The sequence below is a fragment of the Photobacterium iliopiscarium genome (assembly GCF_003026395.1).
Taxonomy (GTDB): Bacteria; Pseudomonadota; Gammaproteobacteria; order Enterobacterales; family Vibrionaceae; genus Photobacterium; species Photobacterium iliopiscarium.
Window position 1 is genome coordinate 264,372 of record NZ_PYOO01000001.1, and the last position, 22,576, is coordinate 286,947.

Below are 22,576 nucleotides of genomic sequence, written 5' to 3' on the forward strand. Positions count from 1 at the left end.
TATGGATGACAACATTACAAGAATTACCAAAGCAAAAAAAGCGTTTGTATCTACGCCTGATGTAGCTGCTATCATAAACAATATAGATCGATGCAGAAGGCTCTCTAAATTTGGGGCAGAACCATCGTGTATGATGGTATATGGCGCATCTGGCGTTGGAAAAACCTCAATTATAAGAAAATACCTAAAAGCGAATGATAAAGACTCAACAGCACGACAAGATATTGTCCCTGTTGTTTATATCGAATTACCAGAGAATGCAAAACCTGTAGATGCCGCTCGTGAACTCCTGCTCTACCTTGAAGATCCCTTAGCTCTTTATGAATCAGACTTAGCTATTTTAACAAAACGAATAGTAGATTTAGTACCAACAATGAAAATAGAGCTTATTATCATTGATGAATTTCAACACTTAGTAGAAAAATCTTCAAATAGAATACTCTCAAGAGTTGGTGACTGGTTAAAGATGTTAATAAATAAGACAAAATGTCCTGTCATTCTTTTTGGTATGCCCTATTCAAAAGTAGTCTTGGCAGCAAACAGTCAGCTGAGAAGCCGCTTTTCGATACAGTTTGAATTAAAACCATTTAGTTATATCAATAATTATGGCATTTATGCTGGTTTTCTCAGACGTTTAGATGAAGCCTTACCTTTTGATCAATTATCAAACCTTGCATCAGAACCTATAGCAAAAAAAATCTATGCATTTTCGCAAGGAAATATGCGTTCACTTCGAAATTTAGTCTTTCATGCTGCGGTAAATGCAATTGAAAACGACAATAACTGCATCAGTAAAAACGACTGGGAATTTGCCTCTAATTTGACATCTGGCAATAAACTCTCAACATGGAAAAACCCTTTTGCTCAAGGCGTCAAGATCACAGATAGAATGTTGCAAGACCAACCTAATGACTTAGGTTGGGAAGATTATATGCGCAACAATAGAGGAAAAAGAAAACCTTTCGATGAGAGTAAGATCTTTAGCTAATTTTTGGACAAAAATAAGCTATAACTTTTGTTAAATTAGTAGTTAACAGATAAGCCGAGATATTGCAAAACCTATAATGTAGTGGCCAAATTTAATGTACCACTTCAATAACGGCAATAAAATGTATTTAAGTACCTCACTCTCTGTACTGAAGGCTGCAACAAAACCTCCGAGTACAACGGGAGACAAAAGCCCTAAAAAAGTGATTCTCTTCAACCATGTACCATAATAACTTTGTCTTTTTTCAAAAACTCTGATTGTTCCAAAACTATAGAACTCACAATCAAAACACACTTTTTTTATATCAACTTCGTTCAATATTCCTCCTATTAGACCTAACGCACAATTAAGCGGTGAGTGAACTTGTGCCATGATTGAGTGACAGCGAGTTCAGCACACGGTTACGAATCCATCTGAAGCTCTTGTTAACAGCCTTATTCAACTGGTCTTGTATTTTCATCAAAATGAGGATAAAGCGAATAATCAAAATCACTTGGAAAAAATATGTTAAAACTTTCTCTGACTTTTTTATGATCTAAACTAGCTCGGTTTCTCCTATACAGTTGATTATTGCTTTCTATCTTCTGTAACAAATATTCAGCAGCTTCTTGATTAAAATATTGTAAGTTTGGAAGTAGACAGTTAGCGAACCTCGAATCTGCCGTATTAAAGCCTCCACTACAGCAATAGTATGAAGAAATCAGTTTTGCATATTGCATCTCCCATTCTTCACTGTCTGACAATTCAAGAAGGTACTTCCATTGTGATTCAGAAAAATTAGGATGTGCTTCCCCCTCTATCCAAGTCGTCAAGTAATCAAAATGATTAGATAAATCACCTCTGGTAAACCAACCACATGTCCGCCCGACATCTGTACTTTCCGATGCATGTTGAATTTTTAATTTTGCATCCTCTGTTAATAGCCCATAGAAAGACTCATTCATTGACAAATAATGAACTATGTAATCTAGAGGAAGCCCATTTGATGCGATGTTGCTGTAGTAATCTTGATCAGCGCTAATAAGCTCGGCTAGCTTATTTTTGTGGCGGTTTGTTATTACTCCAATAACGTTTAGGTTTAGTAGCCTATTCTCATTACATTTATCGTTAGCAACTTTGAAAGTCAGTTTCCAAAGAGTTCTGTAAAGCGAAAACTCAACCTCATCTGTCATTCTGTTCAGGTAGCGGCTTTCTATATACTTTTTAACTTTATCTCTTGTATTCAAAGCTTCTTTGGATTCATCAAGATCTTCCAGTATTTCAGATATCACTTTTTGTGTATAAAATGGTGGTTTTATAAGTAAACCTTCTAACGTATTTCGAATCAAAGACCGAACTGTTTCTTTGTTGGGCTTATGAAGTTCTAGGTTACCTCTAAGTACCGGGTGGGCACACAAATGTCGCTGCTTTTGAAGATATCGAATATTCTCGTATTCTGCGCTATCTATAAGATTGGTTTTATTGAAGACTTGATCAACAATCCCTAATTCCCATTTAGAAGATCTAGCGTCTTCACTTTGAATAGACCTAACTTCATCCAAAATTTCCTCAGCCGCCACATCCGAATACAAGTCAACTAGATACTGTAATTTGTAAACAATATCCGAAATTGCAACAGCCCATAACATCACTACAGATGACCTATACGATCCAACTTGATAAGACGTCAATACTTCTTCGAAGTACTCCTTAGTTTTACCAAAGTGAATCTGATCTTTCATTGATTCAATTTCAAAATTTTTCATTCATAGCTCTCTATTTCAACTATACAGTTAGCAGTTATTAATAAATATTTTTACTTTTACACAACATAAAGCTTGAAAAATTAGACAATATTACTTTTATTATGCATTCGATGTCACTGCCGTGGTCACGTTTTGTTACTTATAAGGCAAGATGGCGAAGATTTAGGTTAATGGTGTAAATAAAACTAATCCAAAATCACGTTAATACGATATGAATGAGTATTTGCTCTGTCTAATAATGGGGCAATTTTGAGTTAGCTGAATAGCTAACTCATCTGTGGACAGAAACTGCTTAGATTATTTACTCTAATTAGACTGGTAGGTATTAGGAAAAATAAGGTTAACGCTTAATTTATTTTCAGCATTACCCTCATGATATTTCCAATATTTACTTATATTAAGGTGGCTTGGGCTTGTCCAACACTTCGGATAGGTGTCGACTGCGCGACACATATCCTTATCTGTTATGTAATTATTTGAAGAATTTATCCAACGTAGCTTGATGAGGTGGACTAACATCAAAACACTGCTTTGCAATTATTCTAGCGTCCTCGTTAAAATCATATTGAAGCTCAAAACCATTTTCGAAAACGGCTTCAGCTAGCATATCAACAGAGCGCTCTGAACCATATTCATAAGGTTTAGCAATTGACATGCTCATTAGTCCAACAGAAGCATAAACACTCATTTCCTGCTTGTTGAAGTAATTGGATTCATAAATATTCTCAAGTACTAATAGATCATCTAAGTATAAGTTATTAATAATATTTGACAGCTTTAGGAATTTTTCTATAGTTATTTCATTCAAACCGCACGCAATAAATAAACGTCCGATCAACTCTGGTTTCTTGTGGTCATCACAACGATCAATAAGAGAAACAATAGTTTCACCCGCTCTTGTTATACCGCCTCTTTTATCAGCAATTTCATTAATCACTGTAGCTCGTTCTTCAACTGTTAGAGTCGATATCTTAGCTAAAAATTCATATATTTTCTTAGCAAACATTGCCTCTCGTACATGCTGAGCAGCATCGTAAGTTTTAACCATGACACCAAAGAATGGGATATCTTTCAGAGCATCGTGCTCAACTAACTCTTTCATGCCCAAGTCTAGAAGATCTGCGCTCAAGCCTCTAACTTTATCTGATTTAATTGATTCTACTAAAGACTTTCCTATTTCCACCTGAAGCTCCTTTAATTACATAATGCTCTGTTAGGTGTGTTCTAAATTAGTACTTTTTGAAGTTATCTAAGCTTCTTCCTCCTTCACCGGATATATTTAAAATACGGCAAACAACTTCAAAGTACTGAGGCTCAATACCTTCGATTTCTCTGTATTCGCCATGATCGTTAAGTGAACGAATCGTCGGGAAATGTTCCCACAAGTTATTGCTAGTTATATAATCATTTACTTGTGTGTGTTTTGAGAACCCATTTTCCTTAAAAATACCTATATACTCTTGAATTTCTGAACTCTCGGCCTGGCTTAAACTCATCCCTTTCAAAACGTTATTTGCTCGATGTTTTGTACTGTACTCCTTATAAAGTAAATACTGTTTCTCGAACTTAGTGCTACCACCTGAGACTAACAATTGGAGTTGGTGCCAGCTCAATTTTACTATATTCGTAATATGTATTGTTGATCTATGTCCCTTTCGATTCGTCACTTGAACGATTTCATTTACCTTTAAGTTCGCAATTTGACGGTAAACCACCAGGTCATACTCGAATTTTTTCTCAGCAGTTACCGCTGTAGTGACAAGAGTTTTATGTTGCTTAGTCAATGAAACTTGAGGTTTTACAAATCGAGCGATAACTCGTTCAGGCTTGGGGGCAGGCTCAGGTTTAAGTGCCTCTTCAAGCGTTTTTCCAATCTGTAATTTTCCGAGTACTTTTTCTGCCGCCGCACGACTAAATTCATGATGGATTAACTCTCCATTTTGTAAAATGCCATAATGTGTCCCAAGACTATTGCTGCTAATTCTATTAATTTTGAAACTCATTCTTTAACTGACCTCATGAACACCTAACAGCTTATTAATAAGCATTCTTACTTTCACGCAAAAACACATTTCTAAATCCTGCAATCATAATAAATTTGATTCATAAATATCATGAGTTTGATTGCATTATTTTGTTTCAAAATGTTTATTGGGAATGTAGAAAGTAAGAAATGTATTTAATCAGTCTTATTAAATACAAACCGAAATGTTAAATTATTTAACTATCAATTAGTTATAGCTTTACCTCTGTTTTTAATAAGAAATATTTCTTATTAAAAACGGAACTAAAGCGATAAAATCACCACGTTTCATTATAACTGTTGATATATACAGCAAATAAAATTAATCCAAAATCACGTTAATACGATATGAATGAGTATTTGATCTAACTCGTTTTGGGGCAAAAATGAGTTAGCCAAGTAGCTAACTCATAAAGGGACAGAAATGCGTCATGCATTTCGCTAAATTAGCAGCATATAAATTACTTGAAGTATTGCCTATCTTCCAAACCTGTTAGCCCAATTACCTCATGCACGACACTGATTCAATCATGAAACCACGCTAGATACTTGGTCACGCGACCGTTTAATCAAAACAACATCTCTAGATGTTCGATTATTGATAGCTGACAATCTATTAAAAACCTCTAGATGTGGATGGGTATGACTCAATAAACGAGGTGCGACCATCATCCCCCATACTAAAATACTTACAAATGGTTGATTAAAAGCTAGAGCCGCAGAGCCTCCAAGGAATCCAGTTAGATCCCATTTAGATAATCTCTTTTGGTTTGCCTCTAGCTTTCCGATTTCCGTTCTTAGTTCCATGAGCTTAAGCGATAACTCTTCTTCGGTCAGGTTAGAAAACCTTTCCAGTATATCGGTAGCAAATGGTATTTCCCGTCCCGAAAAAACCCTATCCAGCTCCAAAACATCCATGTCATTATTTATGCTATAAACTTTATTTAGAAGCATCCCTATCTCTGCTTCTTTAAGAATAGGATTTTGCCTCTGAAATCCGGCATAACAACCACCAATGTATTCACATGCCTTAAGCCATTCTGGATGGTTTGGGTCATAGTAAGGAACGTAATGTGCGCCAAGACCTAAAGAATATTCGTAACTCGCTGTTAACCAACCCAGCATACTAGTTTCCTCATGGGCATACATATTTGACATAAATTGGCCCATTCCAACATATGAAATTCCCGTGGGGCCAAGTTTGTTCACAAGATATTCCATATCTTGCCAAGAATTGCTTACGGAATTTGCTAACTTGAGCGCAGCTTCAGATCCTTCCTGTTTAAGGACACGAATAAAATGGAACTGCTGTTCAGTGGTCAGCGTATGCCCCAATATGCCTGAACGATTTCGCATTCCGATAATAGTAGAAGATGCTAAAGCTCTAGGAAACACAATCGCACTGGGATCAACATCCAGAATCGTAGTTATTAACTCAATGGAATAGCGCTTTATATTTTGTGTGATAGTAAATTTTAACCGCTGCCTTTTTACCAACTCCTGCAATTCGAAGCGATTGATTGAGAACATTTGATAAAAATCTACCGAAAGTTTCGGGTTATCATTGAACGGCAGCGCAATAATCACCGTCTTATACAGTGCCAGATATTCTCGAATGTTTTGCCTTGAAAAAACACTGGCATCGACAAAACAGCTAGTTGACTTGAGAATAGACGTAGGGATAAATTCTGATTGAGAAAATTCAAGGTCCGAAAATACCTTGGTTCTGTTATCTACCCAAAAATCTTGGTCCTCCTGATATTTATCCAAAACAACTTTTGAGTAAGATTTAGGTAAAAAAGACTTTGCTTTTAAAAGCAAACTGTTTGGATCATAACCCACTGTTTTTCTGCCAGTTTCACCTTCTGATGGATACTCGGGTATCGCTTTGTCAACCGTCACGACTAACTCATAGTCATCATACCCCAAACTTGCCAATAGGATCTTTAGCTCGTTGGTTTCATCTTCATTCGGCTCAAAGCGCAGCTTAAGTTCAAAGATGTTAGTAGCCAACTTAAAATCAAAGTGGAATGGATGATATTTCTCTGGCAAATGAATATTTAACTCATTTGCTGCTTCTGGGGCTGTGAACGGGTGCCCATGCAGACATATTTTTTTCCATGTGTCATTCAATGGAATGCGTTCAGCACTTTTATCAACATCCCCACAAAACTCTGGCCTAGGCCTGCCCACGACAAGCACCTTTTCATAGCGTTCAATTAACTCTTCTTTTAGGAGATCAGAAAGATTAGGCACTAGTGCATAAATTTTGTCGTTATGCAAATACAAGCCTTGATGATCGATATCAGCACTTTGAATAATAAATCTTTCATAGTTATTAGCTACCGACTGAATGACTGAACTCGTGTACAGACATTTTTTCTTATTCATTGATTCAGTTCCTACTCGAGGTAGATCGCAAATTGGATGGTTCGCCTCTCACCCAAACCGCACCTTGCACAGTTGTTATACTCCTGTAGGTGCCAACATTTTGGTCATAAAACCAACTGATACAGTTCTTTCTATTCCGACTAATTTGCGAACAATTGGGTCCGGTTTTATCTTTTTATCATCATTACTTTTTGTAGGTCTAAGTTAACTGCAAATCTATGTTCGTACTTTGGTCTACAACACGTTTTGGGGCACAGGCTCTTCAGAGGAAAAGCGTGGGATCAGCAATATCCTGTTACCAAATGGGAATGTGAACGTTCAGAGATGATTGAAAAAGTACAAGGTAATAAGAGCCCTGTATTACTAAGTCGTTGTAATTGATATAAGTGTAAAGAACATTCTAATAACTATCTTATTGTATACAACGAGCTAGTCAAAATGATCAGCTCGTTGTTGGACAATTCTGGGTTAGAGCCGAAATACTTATCTGAGCCAAATTTAGTCTTTCAGGTTGTGTCGAATCTGTCATCACAAATTGACAGCTCAAGTATGAGACACTTTGCAATTACTAAAAATATTGAGTACAGTCCGCTTCAATTTCAGCTAGTTATTCTCTTAAGATTGATTCGGTTTATTGTTATTAAACAATGTTTTCTCTCATTAAATAACCCGACACCTCTCCTCTTTCTATTAAGAAATTAAGAACAGTAAGAGTTTTTTCCATTAATTCTGGTGTGCGCCTTACGTTAGCTCGCTCTCGAAAAAGGTATTTTTTCATATACTTATTCACGTAATAAATTGTATCGTCATCTAAGTCGGCAGTTAGTAACGAATTATTATTGTTTAATATTTGGGCGAGCCAATGCACTCCATTGGGGAGATACTCACTACCGATGCCGTTTAACAGTTTTGCGATTGAACATAGTGTAGTGGGCGATTGAGAGAGTTTAATCGACATTTCTGCAAAAAATCGAGAATCCCTTGCTGTGAATGTATGCCAACTTTTTGCTTCAGGTTTCCACCAAGGTAAGGCAAAAAGGTAAGCTCTAATAACTTTTTCTGAGCGGTAACCTAAATACCCTTTTTGGGCTAACTCCAAAACTTTGGGCTTAAATAGCTCCCATACTTCCCAGAATTGCTCATACGCCGCAATACTGTCCTGAGCCAGAACGAACTCCTCTAGTAGGTCCGCTGTACCTTCGGAGGAACCGAAATGGGTTAAATATGGGGTTAATAGCTCAGAGATTTCCTCAACTCTTGAACTTAATATGTAATAAGCGCTTTTTTTGAAAAACTCTTTTGAACTATGGAAGTTATTAGAACGGTCTTTTTCATCTGTCAAAAGGGAGTGAGCTGATACATCTAGCAATTTCATGAATGCTTCTTTAGGCCAACCAAGTGTTTTATTTGGAAGAACAAATATTGCAACCGATTTACTGAATATATCTAGCTGTTCATAATCTATACTGTACGCTTCTCCGATGCCATTTTCTTCGATTGCCGAAATAATCGATTCATTCTCCTCTAGCAGCCTCTTCCACAAGCCATCAAAGCGAACTTCAAATTGTTTTTTGTCGAAGCTTTCTTGTCGGATTTTTTCAATTAGATTTGAGTAAAGAGGATTCAATAATAAATAACCTAGATAAATTGAACGAACCTCTTGCTCAAATTCATTCCACAGCTTAACGATTGCAGCAATTGCATATGCACTAAACCTTTGTGAACCGTGTATATCTATAGAATCCGTTCTTATAAGTCCAGCCACTAATATAAGCTTGAGCGCTGCCCGATGCTCAGGAAAGCGGCTAAACATTTCGGGGATTACAGCAAAGCAGGCATCTAAACCATCACTAATTTGATATCTATAATTTTCATTGAAAGGTTTTTCGTACTCCTCCCCAACTATGCTAATACATAAAGATAGCTGCTCTTTGGAAAGGTCTTCATAATGATATTTAAAAAGTGCAGCTGAAGCATATATATGAGTCGAACGGTTAAAGTGAATAAAAATATCGCTTGGAGGATTATCCATGTCTGTTAAAACACTTACCAACTCATTTAAGTCTTCCATCGCTTTTACGGGTGAAGACTCATATTGTTGATACTTTTTGTAGTCTTCATTCTGATCTAATTTACTTCTAGACCACACTAATAAAGGTGAATATTTAAAATCTTGTTCTTGTTTTAGCTGATTATTATCTGACATCTCTTGAAGGTCAGGTGTAAGCTCAGGATTAAAGTTTAAGGCTATCTTATCGCCCATATCTTCCGTGATTATATTCATCTTTCTCCTATCCATTCTGGCTAAAGACATTCTCCAAAGTTTTAAATCCTCTGTGCCTTTGGCGGCTTCTATTTCTTGATAATACTTATCTAGTAACGCCCATATTTTATTCTGTCTGTGCTGAACTTCAGGTTCCTCAACCTCTCCCTTTCGGCCAAAAAGTTGATAGTAAAGGCAGAGTGATTCTAGAGATTCCGTCCTATGAGGCGCATCGCAAGATTTGATTCGTTCATCTTGGTGAGCTTTATTGTGCTGAAAGCCGCCGAACATTGACCCCAACATTTCTAGCTGTCTTTTGTGTTGGCTATCAAAAACCGTTCGTGCAATATCAAACTGGATAAATTCCTTAACTTCAAACAAAATCATTGCGACGTTAAAGAGCTTATCTCTATTTGCTAAAACGATACTAGCAACGACGCCACAAATAGCAGATGATTTAGTATGTTTTAATAAATATTTTAGCCATAATTCGAGATATTTTGCCTCTGTATCTTTAGCTCTCTCAAGAAAAAATTTCTCCAGCGCCATAAGTATTGATTTGACTATATCAGGCGCTCCATCGGCACCACGGTATGCTCCCCATAAGTCTTGGCCTAATACTACTTCTGAAGTGGTGTCATCAATAATCAACTTTCCTGTGGGAAATTCTGAATCACTATAGTAAGTGATTAAATTGTCAGTGACTTTATCTATGAATTTTATAACAAAGTCTACGGTCATTTTTAAGTCAAAACGCAGTAAACTGTAAATTGGTGTTTGATACGCGCTTTCAGGGTGGTAATTAAAGTCAAATTCATCAGCAACACCAAATATCTGCTCTCTTTCTTTATAACTTCTATATTGATTGTCAGGTGTATATTCTTTCAGCCAGTACGTGCTAGCCATTTCTAAAACTTTACTCGGTAACGCTTTTGCTACGTAAATGCCATCCGACTCTTTAAGTAACAACTTTGCGAAATTATCATAATACCTTGTTCTCTTGGTTTGCTTAGCGTGGCAAACTTTATCAATAAACGCACTCAGTTCTGACTTTATCTCTAGAGCGCCGTAGGCTATCGTTTTTAAAACTGAATCAATGAACTTTCCATCTCTAGAATATGAATACATTGGTTCGCTTTGCTCATAGTATTCAAGACATAACAAACTCGCTTTTTTAGTAGTTTCCCCGTTATTTACTGAGCTATTCCATTCATATAAAGCAGGCAAAAAGATTCTTAAATTTTCGAATCCTATTTGCACTTTATGCGCGTAGAGAAACTCAATAAACGCTTCCCAGCCTTTCCCTTTGGGTTTAGTGAAATAGAATGTTTCTGATTGCTCTAGCCCCAGTAATTTAAGAATTGAATTGTCTAGTTGTTTACAGGCAAGACGTAAAATAAATGAAACCCTTTGGAGTAAGTCTAAATCTCTACTTAGCAGTTCTCTTTTGAAGTTTTCGAAGAATGAATATGAATAATCAGATAATAATATTGCTGCAATTAGTTCATCCTTCCAAACAGAAGAAATAAACTCTTCCTCAAGCGCCTGGTCAATGAAAAGTTTTGTGTCCGAGCAGTCCAAACGTAACTTCTCTGAAAGCCAGAGCCGGAAGCTTCGTCTAATCGATAAAGCTAAGCCAATAGACTCAAAGAAATCTTTGACCGATTGCCTATTTTTAAAAGCCATATCTATTATTTTTTCTAAAGCCCATTCCTCATAAATATCATGGCTGATAAAAAATGAAGAACCCTCAACGCCAAGAACTTCATCTCTCAATAGAGTCTTTGCAACCTCTATATCTACACCTGACAAAGGCATATAAAACTTACCTTCATTTGCTCTACGCAACGCTAAATCGGAAAAAACCATCTCCCTTCGAATATCATTATTTTTTATTATTCTTTTCCAAAGGTAATCTTTAAATTCAAAGAAACTCAGTGACACATCTGCATGAGGATTATAAAATTTTAGAAATGCGTTAAGATATATCGGTAACTTCAATAAATCTTTGAGCCTTGAGTCCTCCGGAAGTTGAAAATTGTACTCATGAGCCAGGTTATCCAATTCATCATTGGATAATTTAGAAATATAGAGCTTCTGAGGAACTACCTGAAGAACATCCAGGCAAAGATGGTTCAAATCGTCGAAATAATAATCTCTGGTTGTGAAGATTATTCGCCACTTATTTTCGACAGCTAAGTCTACAAACTCTTTGAATGGCTCTTGATTATCGAGATCCATTAACTTTTCAGCTGAGTCTATTACTAAAGCTTTATTCTTGGTATCACTAAAAAAACTTAAAAAATCACTTACAGACTTGCCTGAAAACAAGTCATCTAATTCTCTCAACTCAAACTCTGTAGCTTTAAATGCAAATAGTGCAAGTGAACTTTGTTTTTCCTGAATTAACTTCTTAATTTCAACTGTTTTACCTACACCTCCTTGGCCGCAAACTATCGATACTGCTACTGATTCATCTTGTATTATTGTTTGAATATTCTCTCGATTTATTGATATTTTTTGTCCATTGAAGAGCATTGTAGTTTTAATACTTTTTAAAATAGAATGAGTATGGATTTCCTGTTTTTCGATCAAATCTAATATAGAGTCGCCATTCAAAAAGAAATACTTACTCAGATCTGAGCAATTTTGAGTAACAAAATCTGATTCAAAATGGCTAGCTGTCCTCCAAACAATTTCTATTTCTAACTCTTGCGCTTTCTTTTCAATATCAGCTTGTGCAGCGGTTTTCTCCGCTTTCTTGTTATGGAAAGTTTGCACCCATTCCTGATTTGTATACAAGAACAGCTTATCTAAGCTAGGGTAGTCTCGCTTGGACTTAACAAGTGTAGAAATTAGTTCTGGTTTATTGCTAGATAACGAAGTGTCGTAAAACTTGGATTGAAAACCTACATTTATACCGTCTGATTCTATTGGGTCAGTCTCGATCCCTGATTGATTTTTATATCGAAACACCCCATAAGGCTGTTTGAATTCTCTACAAAAAAGGAGATAGCAGAACCATTCAAAATGAAATTGAGGATTATCAGAAAATTTGGCTTTGAAAACATTCCAGTCGGGCTTAACCACTACCTAATACCTTTATTTAATTAAAATTATAGACATCGAGAATCTAACATATTAAGTGCAAAACTGAATCTGACTTTCGTCAAAATATACTTTGTCGTATACAACCTAGTTCTATAAACTTTTTCTTTCACTTCGAAAAATTATCCATTCCATTAGAAAATAAAGTAAATCAGTAATGTCTGTATTTAGAAAACTTTATAGGAAGTCGCAGTATAAACTAACAGTATCTAGTTCACTCCAAAGGCGCCATGAATGCATTTACGTTAAGACATTTAAGGGCAATTCTGAGCTAGCTCGTTGTTGGACAGAAATGAGTTTCAAACTTTGTTGTCACACTTTTCCTAGATAGCCATGTTGATAAAACCTAAGTTTCGATCTTTATTGTTACAATTGGATTCTGACACCCATAATAGAAACGAGCTTCGGAAGAAGAAAAGTTTCAATCTTTAATGTACACCCACAACTACGGCAATAGCTTGCCGTAGTAAATTTGATCGTCATTGGTCATTAATTGTTGAAGCGTAAAGTTCGCTAATCGCACTCAACTTTGACTCTAATATCAACTTAGTTGAGTTACTTAAATGCTCTTCATTAAGGATATTGATATTACGTTTTAGCTGCCCGTAAGTGCTATTCAAGTTTAATTTAACGCCTTTATTAGTAACATAAACAGAGCAATAACGACGTATATCACGCTCCTGATGCCTAATTTGCGTTAAAACTGAAGCATTGTGATCACGTTGCTCTCTATTAGCATTCTTGTCGCCATTTTTGCCTCGTACATTCTCCTTTTGCGACCATGATGGTGATAATAATGACTCCGCCTGCCTGCAAAGAGAGTGCCACCTAGACCGTTTTAACCTTTCATCTAGTGCTTGAAACCCATAGTGTTTAACGTAACTAAGTAGTGATTCTCGCTCTAATTGAATGGCGTGAAGATCTGTTACATTCTTCTCTCTCTTCCTTATTGCAGCATTAAGTAACTCTAATTTATCGGTTAATGCATCAAACTCGGATGCAAGTTTCAGATCAGCGTCAGATTTAAACACTCCAAATATCGACCAGTATTCATCAACCAACTGTTTACAAGAGTTTTTATCTGTGTAATTGAGATACGATACATCGCTATCGATAGAGCAATCAGAGCTATCAGAGCTATCAAGATATTCATTAATCTTTCTCGATATTATTATCGCTTCTTCGTTATGTAAGAGCGCAAGATCAAACCGTTGCATCACGTTACCAGGTGAGAGTTCAAGATTTTTCAGAACAAGGTAGAGTTCGTGAAGTCGCTTTAAAGAAGTTAAAAACTCTTCTTTTTGAGTATTAATCCTCTTCAATCTTTCTTCATGCCAAAGCTTTTCTTGAAATAAGCGGTTCTCCTTAGCGACGAGTTTAGTCGTAATATCTGCATGATGATTTTTTGCTTTGTTAAGCGATTTTTGAAGCAGTTCAACTGTTCGTTTTTCTGCGGTATATCGAACATCAGAGAGTCGGCCTTTCGCTCGGTCTAACTCAGGATCCAAACTGCGTAATAAGGTTAGTGCTTGAGTTATTTCACCTTGGTTCATTTGCTCAATATCATCTTTTGACATGCAACTTAGTGGCTTAATACGAGATGAAAAACTTTGAAGTAATGAACGGACTTTTCTAATATCAGTCGTAAGGTAATGACGAAAAGAGCGTGTAATAGCCTTGTCTATCTTTTGGTTCAAATGGGCAACAATAGCTGATGTTCTACTACTTACTAATGCGAAATCCAGATCAGACCTCAACTCATTAGTCTTGCTTATATGCTCCTGTGGTAGATACTCAAAACAGCCAACACGACGTTCCAGCTTACGCAACGTCAACAAAGCATGTGAGGTATTTACCCTTTGTTGCTTGAGTTGATTTAAGCCCTCTATCCCTGTGTTGAGTTCAGTGTAAAACTCCCCCATAGAAATAAATTGAGAGGTGATCTTTAAATTAGGGATGCAATTACCCAGTCGTTTGAGGTTATCAAAATCAACTTGCTTAAACTTTCTTAATGGTACGACCGTAAGGTTGCGGCGAAGATCTTTTGCCGTAAGTAAGTTGGCCGCAGCCTTAGAACGGGAGTAGCTAGCGTTTTTTCCAGCCCTTGAGCAATAGCTTTGCAGCCGTAAAGATAGGGTATTAACTCGATTTTGAGTGTGATTATTTTGAAATTCAAAGTTAACTAGATTGTCTCTAACAGCTTTAAGCGCAGTCAGAATAGAACTAGGGATATCTGTGTAGCTAAGATGAGCTTTACAGTAACGATAAGCCTTTCTAAGTCGTACTAAGTGGTAAGCGACGTCATTTCTATAATTCATCAAGTTTGGCTTTGTATCTACAGCAAAAGGCAGTCGCTCATTTGGAGAGAGTGACATTTCTGAAATAGAGACTTCCTTTGATAAAAACTCAACGTCAAATTCGTTATCACTTAATTTATTGATAACAGGGTACTTAGCTAAAACGGTCAGTTCGCCATTCTTGTTTGTTGCCGTTAACTGTTTTTCACCGAAGTAAAATACGTTGTTGGCGGCTCTATGCTGCTCTTTAATAGCGAGATATGAATTATTAGAGCCGAACATAATGTAATCTTCAACAGCAGCACTATTAATTCCATTATCTACAGGGAATAGCCATAATAGGTTAATACCCTGTTTTCTAAAGAAAGCCTCACGGCTATAGGCAACATAAGTCGTAATCCAGCTACGATAGAACTCTACTGCCCATTTGTTAGCTTGTTGGTCCTCAAAGTAAATATCCGGCTTTCTGCGTGTGTTAACTTCATCATCATTAGAAAATATGAAATGGCTATTGATAATACTTTGAGATAAGACAGACTTACTACGCTCTAACTCAGAGATAACATCGTACTTACTATTAGTTCGCCACTCATTCTCTTTGTCAGAACAATAACTCTTATACAGATCATTACCGGCACCCGTATAGAAAGGGCAAGAGCTAATCTGTTCAATATTACTGTCTTTAGCGTGCTTGTTGTGACAAAAAGCGTAAGTAAATTGTTCTTTACTGTCTTTTTCTCCAGTATTTCTTCTGCCATAAAGCGGGGAGTTGCAGAAAGAACAGCGTAGATAATGCTCATCGTGATCATGTTTTGCTTTGTTGATGTTAGCTAGGATTTCCTGATACTTAACATCAGTTGGCTTGAATGGGTTTTCTAGCAGTCGCCCAACAGTTGTTACTTTTTTGGGGTTACCATAAAACACCTCCCACAATGGCCGGCTAACTACATTAATTACTGACACCGTTTCTCTCCTACACTAACTAGCTTGCATTGCATCTACACACATACAACGAGAACAGCATTTTATTCCTTCGCCAGCAAAAAAGTAATAGATAGCGAGATGTATTGAGTTTTAAAAAAGGTATTTGTGTCAGCGGACAATAAAGATTGAAACTTTAACACTAAAGATCGAAACTTTTTGGGTCTATTTAACTGATTCTTTTGTGCCAGCGGTAATTGCTCTAACACATTTTTTGGACAATTTTGAGCTAGCCATGGAAGCCAGGTCGATGTGATCACCAAGCGATTCTGTCGTACATTAAATCAAAAGAATAAATTTATATGCTGCCATCTTTTAGGGAAGTAAATCTTTAACGTCACACTCAAGTACTGCTGCGAGTTGATATGCCTTTTCCAACGTTATGTTGACCTCACCACGCTCAATTCTACCAATATAGCTTCTGTCTATATCAGCCAATAATGCTAATTGATCTTGTGATACGCCTTTATCACGACGTTTTGAGCGCAAATTTTCACCAAAGAGTTTTGCTAAGTCTTTCATTTTATGGAATACCTAAAATGAAAGACTATCTAAGATTGATGATTATGTTACCACGGACTATAATCCGCAAATTACCAAAATAATATTTTCTATGACTGACTTAATAAAAATACACCCTGATATTCTGATGGCCTTAAAGAAAATGAATGATGAGCCATTTAAAACTACGACTATTCGTGATTTGCTGATGCAGTTATTCCCATACTATAAAAACCCAAATACTACTCGGCTTTTTGCATCAAGGCATTTAACAGAGTTAGAAGATAAAGGTGTACTTACCTCTACAGGGATCAGACATGGTAAACGATTTAAAAAATGTGATGACTACCACTTAATTAAATTCGAAACGAAGCAACCACGTAAAAATCAACATGTGAAGCCGGTGGTAAAAAATCAAATAGACAAACTTGATGCTATTTCAGAAAGCTGTATCAAAAATCTGAAAACACAGAAAGCCACAATGGAAGCAGAGTTATCTATAAAACTTGCTGAAACTGAACAATACCAAGCGATGATCGAACAATTTCCAGAAACCGCCTTTCTTGCTTTGAAACTGCATTCTGAAGCAAAAGAAAACGCAGCGACTATTGTTGGGAAAATTCGAGCTATATCTAACGTACTATCACACCAATAAATTTAAGGAATTAAGATGCTTCGACTCTGGCAAAGTGAGTGTATTTCTAACGCCATCGATCATTATAAAAATGGAAATTATCATTTCCTGGCTCAAGCAACACCTGGAGCAGGAAAAACACTTATGGCAGCCTATTTAGCAAAGGCATTATTTGATAGCAATATGATTGATCTTGTTATTTGCTTTTCCCCGTCAAGAACTGTTGCCTTAGACATTCAAAAAACATTTGCTGATGTTTTAGATTGTATTTTCAATGGTCAAGTAGCGACGCTAGGGTGCTCGATGACTTACCAATCAATGCAATACCTTCATCGTGATTTTTGGAAAACGATTTCTCGCCGCCGTGTATTGTGTGTCTTTGATGAAATTCATCACTGCGGGGGCGATGAAGACTCCGACAGCAATAGCTGGGGGCAAAGCTTAGTACATGATATTCAACATGCAGCTTTGTATACACTGGCGTTAACAGGAACACCTTGGCGTTCTGATAAGCTACCTATTAGCTTACTCTCTTATACTGACCCTGAAGGTAAGGTAATTTGTAACTACCAATATTCTTTAAAACAAGCAGTGAATGATGGTGTTTGTCGACGTCCAAATATTACTTTAATCGATAGCGATAAGATTTCATTACAAAGCGACACCAAGCCTGAACACTTTAATTCTATCAATGCACTACTAGAAAATAGTAGTGCGAATTATTCTTGTATACTTAATAATAATAATGCTCTAAATGCAATCATTGAGTTAGCAGTTAATAAGCTTGAAACGATAAGACAAATATCAGCAAAAGCCGGAGGTTTAATCGTAGCAGCTTCAATCATACACGCTCAAAAAATCATTCAAGTATTAAAACAACAATTCGACCAAACTTGTGTGCTTGTCACTTATAAAGACAAACACTCAAATAGCATAATTGAGTCATTTAAGCACAGCGCCACTCAATGGATTGTTAGTATTGGTATGATCAGTGAGGGTACTGATATTCCAAGACTTCAGGTTTGCTGCCATCTTAGTAATATTCGAACAGAGTTATACTTTCGCCAAGTGTTAGGACGAATATTACGAACAACAAATACTACCAATCAAGAAGCGTGGCTATACACTTTTGCTGAAAGTAATTTGGTACTGTTTGCTGAACAAATTGAAATAGATATTCCTGAAAGCTGTTCCAGAATAACGATGTTTAACGATAGTTATTACAGTGAACGAGACCAAGAGCATACTCAATATTCAACGAATATCGATAACAAAGTGGAAGATCATTGCTATACGATAGATTGGGAGAGTAATGAAAATACGTTTATTTCTGAAGGTGTTGATATTCAAACTCAACATTCAGCGCTGACTTTAGGCCAATATCACACTCGTGTAATCAGTGCTTTTGTTTATGTGTAATGTAGTAAGTACATTAATTAATGACTAATTACACATTAACTTATTAATTTACAGGAAGTTATTAAATACTCATCTATAGTATTAGCAGGGAGGAAAGCCATGTTTCTACAAAGACCAGAGCCATATTCAGATGAAAGTTTAGAAAGTTTTTTCATCAGAGTTGCGAACAAAAATGGCTATGAAGATATCCATCGGTTCCTCATTGTAACAAAAAAGTATTTACAAGATGAAAACCACGATAGATTTAAGGCTTTCCCTACTGATATTAAAACAATCAATCCTTACTCGTCTAAAAACAATCATGGTTCAAGAGTAGCAGCACTGCACAAAATAGCCCTTATGACTTTTAATGAGCAACCTGAGATACTGTCTTTAGCAATAAATAGGACATCTCTAATATATTCGCCATCAACAACCGCTCTAGTACGTGGTAGTGAGGTTATTCCTCGCTCATTATTACGAAAAAACATTATTCCATGTTGCCCAAGATGTTTACATGAGGAAGGTTTTGGACATTATTTATGGCATTTCAACGGTTATAATTACTGCCACAAACATAATACTCCATTAATATATAAGTGCGCATGTGGCGCAGATTATGATTATCGAATAGCAGGCTTAAATGGATTTTGCAGAGAATGTGATACGTACCTTAATCCAAACCAACAACATCCAGATAGTGCCGAAAGCAAAACTTCCGCTTGGCTTTCAGGCAAGACTATCGAGCAACTGCCTGACTTGCCCCAGAGCTATCGTTGGGGTCTAATTCATTGGTGGACTCACCTTACTCAAAAAGAGTTTGATGGTGCTTCCTTTATTGACTTTTGGCATCGTTGGCCTGAATCCTTTCATCATTTAATACAACAAAAAATTGAATTTAATTTAGAGCATTCAATTATTCATCATGATAATTTGAAGCTAAAAGATCTACTGGGAGATTTGTTCTTTAACTGTATTCGATTACCTGAAAGGAATTTAAAGTACAACATTGTGCTTAATGAGTTATTGAGATTTATAGATGATAATTTATGGGGTAACAATGGACGGCTTGCAAATCTAAAAATGAATGCTGTAGAAGTCTCTATTTTCCTCAATTGCTCGTGCGATCAAATTGTATTAATGGTCGAACAACGGTTTTTAAAACCCAGCCGGAAAGCTAAACCAAATAAACCATTAAGTTTTACTGATTACTTGTTTCACCTAGGAGATGTTTATTGCCTTTGGTTAGCTGAATTTCAAACCGATGAGTTTAATCGAACATTTATCATTTCGAGGTAGTCAATGAGTACACTAGCTAAAATTATTAATTCATCGTCATCAGATATAAATGTTGAACTCAAAAGAGCTTTTCGCCCACTGAGTCCAAATATTGATATCACCGACAACGAAGATATCGCTCTCATCATTTTAACGAACCTAGCCGCAAAAGTAGACGCAAAAAAAAATTTGACCGATAGAGAAAACTGTAAAAAAAAATTAAAAGATAACAACTGGTGGTCACGTTGTATTAATACAATGAAATTTCGACAAAGCCACAATGTTAAATTTCCCGAGATAAAAGCAACCGGAATAATTAGAGCTCACCCAATGGGTGAAATACCCAAGTACTTACTATCTTCTTCAAAATTAAAACAAAAAACTTTGGCTTATGCGAATGATTCAAAGGATGTCAGTGTCGCTAATTTTTTAATCAGTGAATTTATCTTGCACGGCAAAATTTGTTGCTTGGGCGTCTTGCTTACAGATGAGCAGCATCCTCTCTGGGATCGTTTAACAAAACTGGGCTGTTATCAAAAAACACGCAAGTACGTAGCAAAACAACTTAAAAAAATTCCAAATTCTTGTATTGAAGTACAGCTAGGTGCTAATTCTGTTCGACAGATTTCATTACCTGACGGGAATAACTCTTACTTATCTCTATCCCCTGTTACCTCTCAAACAATGCAGAGTTCATGCTATCAGTCTCTTCATAAACACTATTGGTTAAGTAAAATTACCCGTTATAGCAGAGCTTCAAATATGGGTGTACTTCCGATGACCTGCGGTGGAACATTACGCATGTTAAGTCATACTATAAGCTTTGAAGATGTCAAACATTGCCAAATATCGCCCAACTCATCTTGGTTAACTAAAGATTCAATACAAGCTTTCTACGACTATTTTGATTCTTCAAACTGGATGATGCCTCACATTCAAAAGCAACAAAAGTTAAAAATACTAAAAATCACAATCACAGAAATGATATCTCGTTGGTTAGCATTACAAAAAAACACAATACAACATAATCAGTTAGAGCTTGTACATAAACTAAATTTCGATCTATCAAATACAAAATCCTTAAGACAATTTGCCTACGATCCAAAAACAACTAGATTTCTATTTACCTTAATTGAAAATAGATCAAACACACAGCAACCTAATGAGAACTTTGATAATCAATATCTTCTTTTGCCTCAAATTTCTGTTTGTGGTGCATCTGCTATGAGTTCATCCATCACTATTGGAATACCCTCTTTAACCGCATTTTATGGCTTTATTCATGCATTTGAGCGAAACATGCAAAAGGTCTTTTCAAACCTAAAAGTCGATTCATTTGCTATCTGCATTCATACTTTTCACTTACAAAAAAGAGGGATGACTAGGGAAAGTATAATAAAATTGACAAGTAATATATCTTCCCCTGCAACTCATGATGAATGGCATTGTGATCTGAAATTTAGTCTGGCTCTCAAAGTAAATAATCTTACTCACCTCAACCAAAGCGAAATATTGTATGCATTGCCAAAACGACTTGCTGGAGGCTACGCAAGAATAAATATAGATGACATAAAGACGATTCAAGTATCTTCTAGCTTTAAGGATTTGGTTAAACAAATACCCACTTTTCAAGGACAATGGCTATCCTTATACAAGGCGAAAATTGATTCCTTTGAAAGCATTATTCAACAAATAAAAGCATCGCAAAATATAATCCCAACTTGTGTTGGATATCATTACCTAGAAAAGCCGACAGAACGCACTTTTGCCCTAAGAGACTACAAACATGCGTTTGCTGAGCCTATCATTGGTCTCATCAAACCAATAACTATTAAAGAAGATACAAGTTTGCATGATTTGTTTTGGGACCAAATTAACAAGCCACACTACACCACAATAGAGACAAGGAATATGAATAATGAAGCTCCCTATTAGTCTTGCTTATGAACGATCAATCCATCCCAGCGATGTTTGCTTTTTTACCATTTGGCCAGATGGAAATAAAGCCCCTTTATCTTTTATGAGCCGAACAGTACTTGGTCAAATGGAAACCGCATCACTCGCTTACGATACTAAAGGAAACCCTAAACAAACGGCTACTCCTGAAGTTCTTGCACAAGGAAACCCTCATCATATGGATTTCTGTAGCGTTCCCTTTGGCGCAGAGCATATTGAATGCGTTTTTTCAGTTTCATTCTCTTCAGAGCTTCGCAAACCTTACAAGTGTAGCGAGCCTGAGGTTAAAAACACTTTGATTGAGCTGGTCAAATTATATGAGTCAAAAATCGGTTGGGATGAACTCGCAGGTCGGTTTCTAACCAATATTTGTCAAGGAAAATGGTTGTGGAAAAACACGAAAAAAACGTACCAACTAAATATTGAAATTAAACCTTGGCCTTGGAAAAATAACCCCGTCATTTTCGAAGATATTAGAACAAATTACAGTACTTATAATGACTGCCAATCTGATACCAAATGGCAAGAATTAAAACAACTCATCATCAATGCTTTCTCCTCAAAAAATGGCCTCGCTATTTTCGAGATAAAAGCACAATTAACTCTACCAACAAATGCTGAGCTTTACCCAAGCCAAGCATTTATTGAAAAAGATAAGAAAGAAAAAAAACATCAATCTAGCCGTATATTTCAACATACATCAATCAATGGACAAAAAAGCCCTATCATAGGCTGCTATAAAGCAGGAGCTGGCATTTTTATGATTGATGATTGGTACCCTAATGCAGAAGAACCTATTCGTATAGGGAGATTCGGTGTACACCAACAAGATGTAACTTGCTATCGCCCCCCTTCAACTCATCAAGATCTCTTTTCTTTATTGGAGCAGTCTGAAAAATATATAGCTTTATTAAAAAATAGAAAAAAAACACCTCAAAAAACAATAAATGAACTGCACTTTTTAATGGCTAACCTTATCAAAGGCGGGTTGTTCCAGCATAAAGGAGAATAAA

The 22,576-nt window shown here is 36.3% G+C and carries 15 protein-coding genes; 7 read left to right on the forward strand and 8 right to left on the reverse strand.

What is annotated here, in order from left to right; all coding sequences use genetic code 11:
- Window position 1: 1 nt before the first annotated feature.
- Window positions 2-988, forward strand: coding sequence for a TniB family NTP-binding protein (locus C9J51_RS01190; RefSeq protein WP_107274796.1), 987 nt, complete (start codon window positions 2-4; stop codon window positions 986-988).
- A 42-nt stretch (window positions 989-1,030) separates the two neighbouring features.
- On the opposite strand, the gene C9J51_RS01195 is transcribed toward C9J51_RS01190, so the two are convergent.
- The 5 genes from C9J51_RS01195 to C9J51_RS01215 all read right to left on the reverse strand — a co-directional run bounded on the left by C9J51_RS01195 (window position 1,031) and on the right by C9J51_RS01215 (window position 7,147).
- The gene (locus C9J51_RS01195) at window positions 1,031-1,306 is read right to left on the reverse strand and encodes a hypothetical protein (protein WP_045039445.1); all 276 of its coding nucleotides are present in this window, start codon (window positions 1,304-1,306) and stop codon (window positions 1,031-1,033) included.
- A 116-nt stretch (window positions 1,307-1,422) separates the two neighbouring features.
- Window positions 1,423-2,733 carry a hypothetical protein gene (locus C9J51_RS01200; protein WP_045039444.1) on the reverse strand — a complete coding sequence of 437 codons (1,311 nt, stop codon included), beginning with the start codon at window positions 2,731-2,733 and terminating at the stop codon, window positions 1,423-1,425.
- 472 nt (window positions 2,734-3,205) lie between these two features.
- A complete protein-coding gene (locus C9J51_RS01205) occupies window positions 3,206-3,916 on the reverse strand; it encodes a hypothetical protein (protein ID WP_045039443.1) in 711 nt (236 codons plus the stop codon).
- 46 nt (window positions 3,917-3,962) lie between these two features.
- Complete coding sequence (locus tag C9J51_RS01210) at window positions 3,963-4,736, reverse strand: hypothetical protein (RefSeq protein ID WP_107274797.1); 774 nt, start codon at window positions 4,734-4,736, stop codon at window positions 3,963-3,965.
- 548 nt (window positions 4,737-5,284) lie between these two features.
- Window positions 5,285-7,147 (reverse strand): hypothetical protein, encoded by a 1,863-nt coding sequence (locus C9J51_RS01215; protein WP_045039442.1) that lies wholly within the window; start codon window positions 7,145-7,147, stop codon window positions 5,285-5,287.
- 246 nt (window positions 7,148-7,393) lie between these two features.
- Between C9J51_RS01215 and C9J51_RS19605 the strand changes: the two genes are divergently transcribed.
- Window positions 7,394-7,528, forward strand: coding sequence for an endonuclease (locus C9J51_RS19605; protein ID WP_322788489.1), 135 nt, complete (start codon window positions 7,394-7,396; stop codon window positions 7,526-7,528).
- Window positions 7,529-7,787: 259 nt separating this feature from the next.
- On the opposite strand, the gene avs4 is transcribed toward C9J51_RS19605, so the two are convergent.
- From avs4 to C9J51_RS01235, 3 genes are all read right to left on the reverse strand, one after another.
- Complete coding sequence (gene avs4 / locus C9J51_RS01225) at window positions 7,788-12,500, reverse strand: AVAST type 4 anti-phage nuclease Avs4 (RefSeq protein WP_107274799.1); 4,713 nt, start codon at window positions 12,498-12,500, stop codon at window positions 7,788-7,790.
- A 497-nt stretch (window positions 12,501-12,997) separates the two neighbouring features.
- Complete coding sequence (locus C9J51_RS01230; RefSeq protein ID WP_107274800.1) at window positions 12,998-15,778, reverse strand: competence protein CoiA family protein; 2,781 nt, start codon at window positions 15,776-15,778, stop codon at window positions 12,998-13,000.
- A gap of 333 nt (window positions 15,779-16,111) precedes the next feature.
- The gene (locus tag C9J51_RS01235) at window positions 16,112-16,318 is read right to left on the reverse strand and encodes a helix-turn-helix domain-containing protein (RefSeq protein ID WP_045039437.1); all 207 of its coding nucleotides are present in this window, start codon (window positions 16,316-16,318) and stop codon (window positions 16,112-16,114) included.
- Window positions 16,319-16,409: 91 nt separating this feature from the next.
- Between C9J51_RS01235 and C9J51_RS01240 the strand changes: the two genes are divergently transcribed.
- The 5 genes from C9J51_RS01240 (at window position 16,410) to csy3 (ending at window position 22,575) form a co-directional block, all read left to right on the forward strand.
- Window positions 16,410-16,952 carry a hypothetical protein gene (locus tag C9J51_RS01240; protein WP_107293012.1) on the forward strand — a complete coding sequence of 181 codons (543 nt, stop codon included), beginning with the start codon at window positions 16,410-16,412 and terminating at the stop codon, window positions 16,950-16,952.
- A gap of 15 nt (window positions 16,953-16,967) precedes the next feature.
- Complete coding sequence (locus tag C9J51_RS01245) at window positions 16,968-18,350, forward strand: DEAD/DEAH box helicase (protein ID WP_045039434.1); 1,383 nt, start codon at window positions 16,968-16,970, stop codon at window positions 18,348-18,350.
- A gap of 99 nt (window positions 18,351-18,449) precedes the next feature.
- Window positions 18,450-19,628, forward strand: coding sequence for a TniQ family protein (locus tag C9J51_RS01250; RefSeq protein ID WP_045039433.1), 1,179 nt, complete (start codon window positions 18,450-18,452; stop codon window positions 19,626-19,628).
- A 3-nt stretch (window positions 19,629-19,631) separates the two neighbouring features.
- Window positions 19,632-21,542, forward strand: coding sequence for a type I-F CRISPR-associated protein Csy2 (locus C9J51_RS01255; protein WP_107274802.1), 1,911 nt, complete (start codon window positions 19,632-19,634; stop codon window positions 21,540-21,542).
- On the forward strand, window positions 21,526-22,575 hold the full coding sequence (gene csy3, locus C9J51_RS01260; RefSeq protein WP_107274803.1) for a type I-F CRISPR-associated protein Csy3: 1,050 nt from the start codon (window positions 21,526-21,528) through the stop codon (window positions 22,573-22,575). Before C9J51_RS01255 ends, csy3 begins: the two co-directional genes overlap by 17 nt.
- Window position 22,576 lies beyond the last annotated feature (1 nt).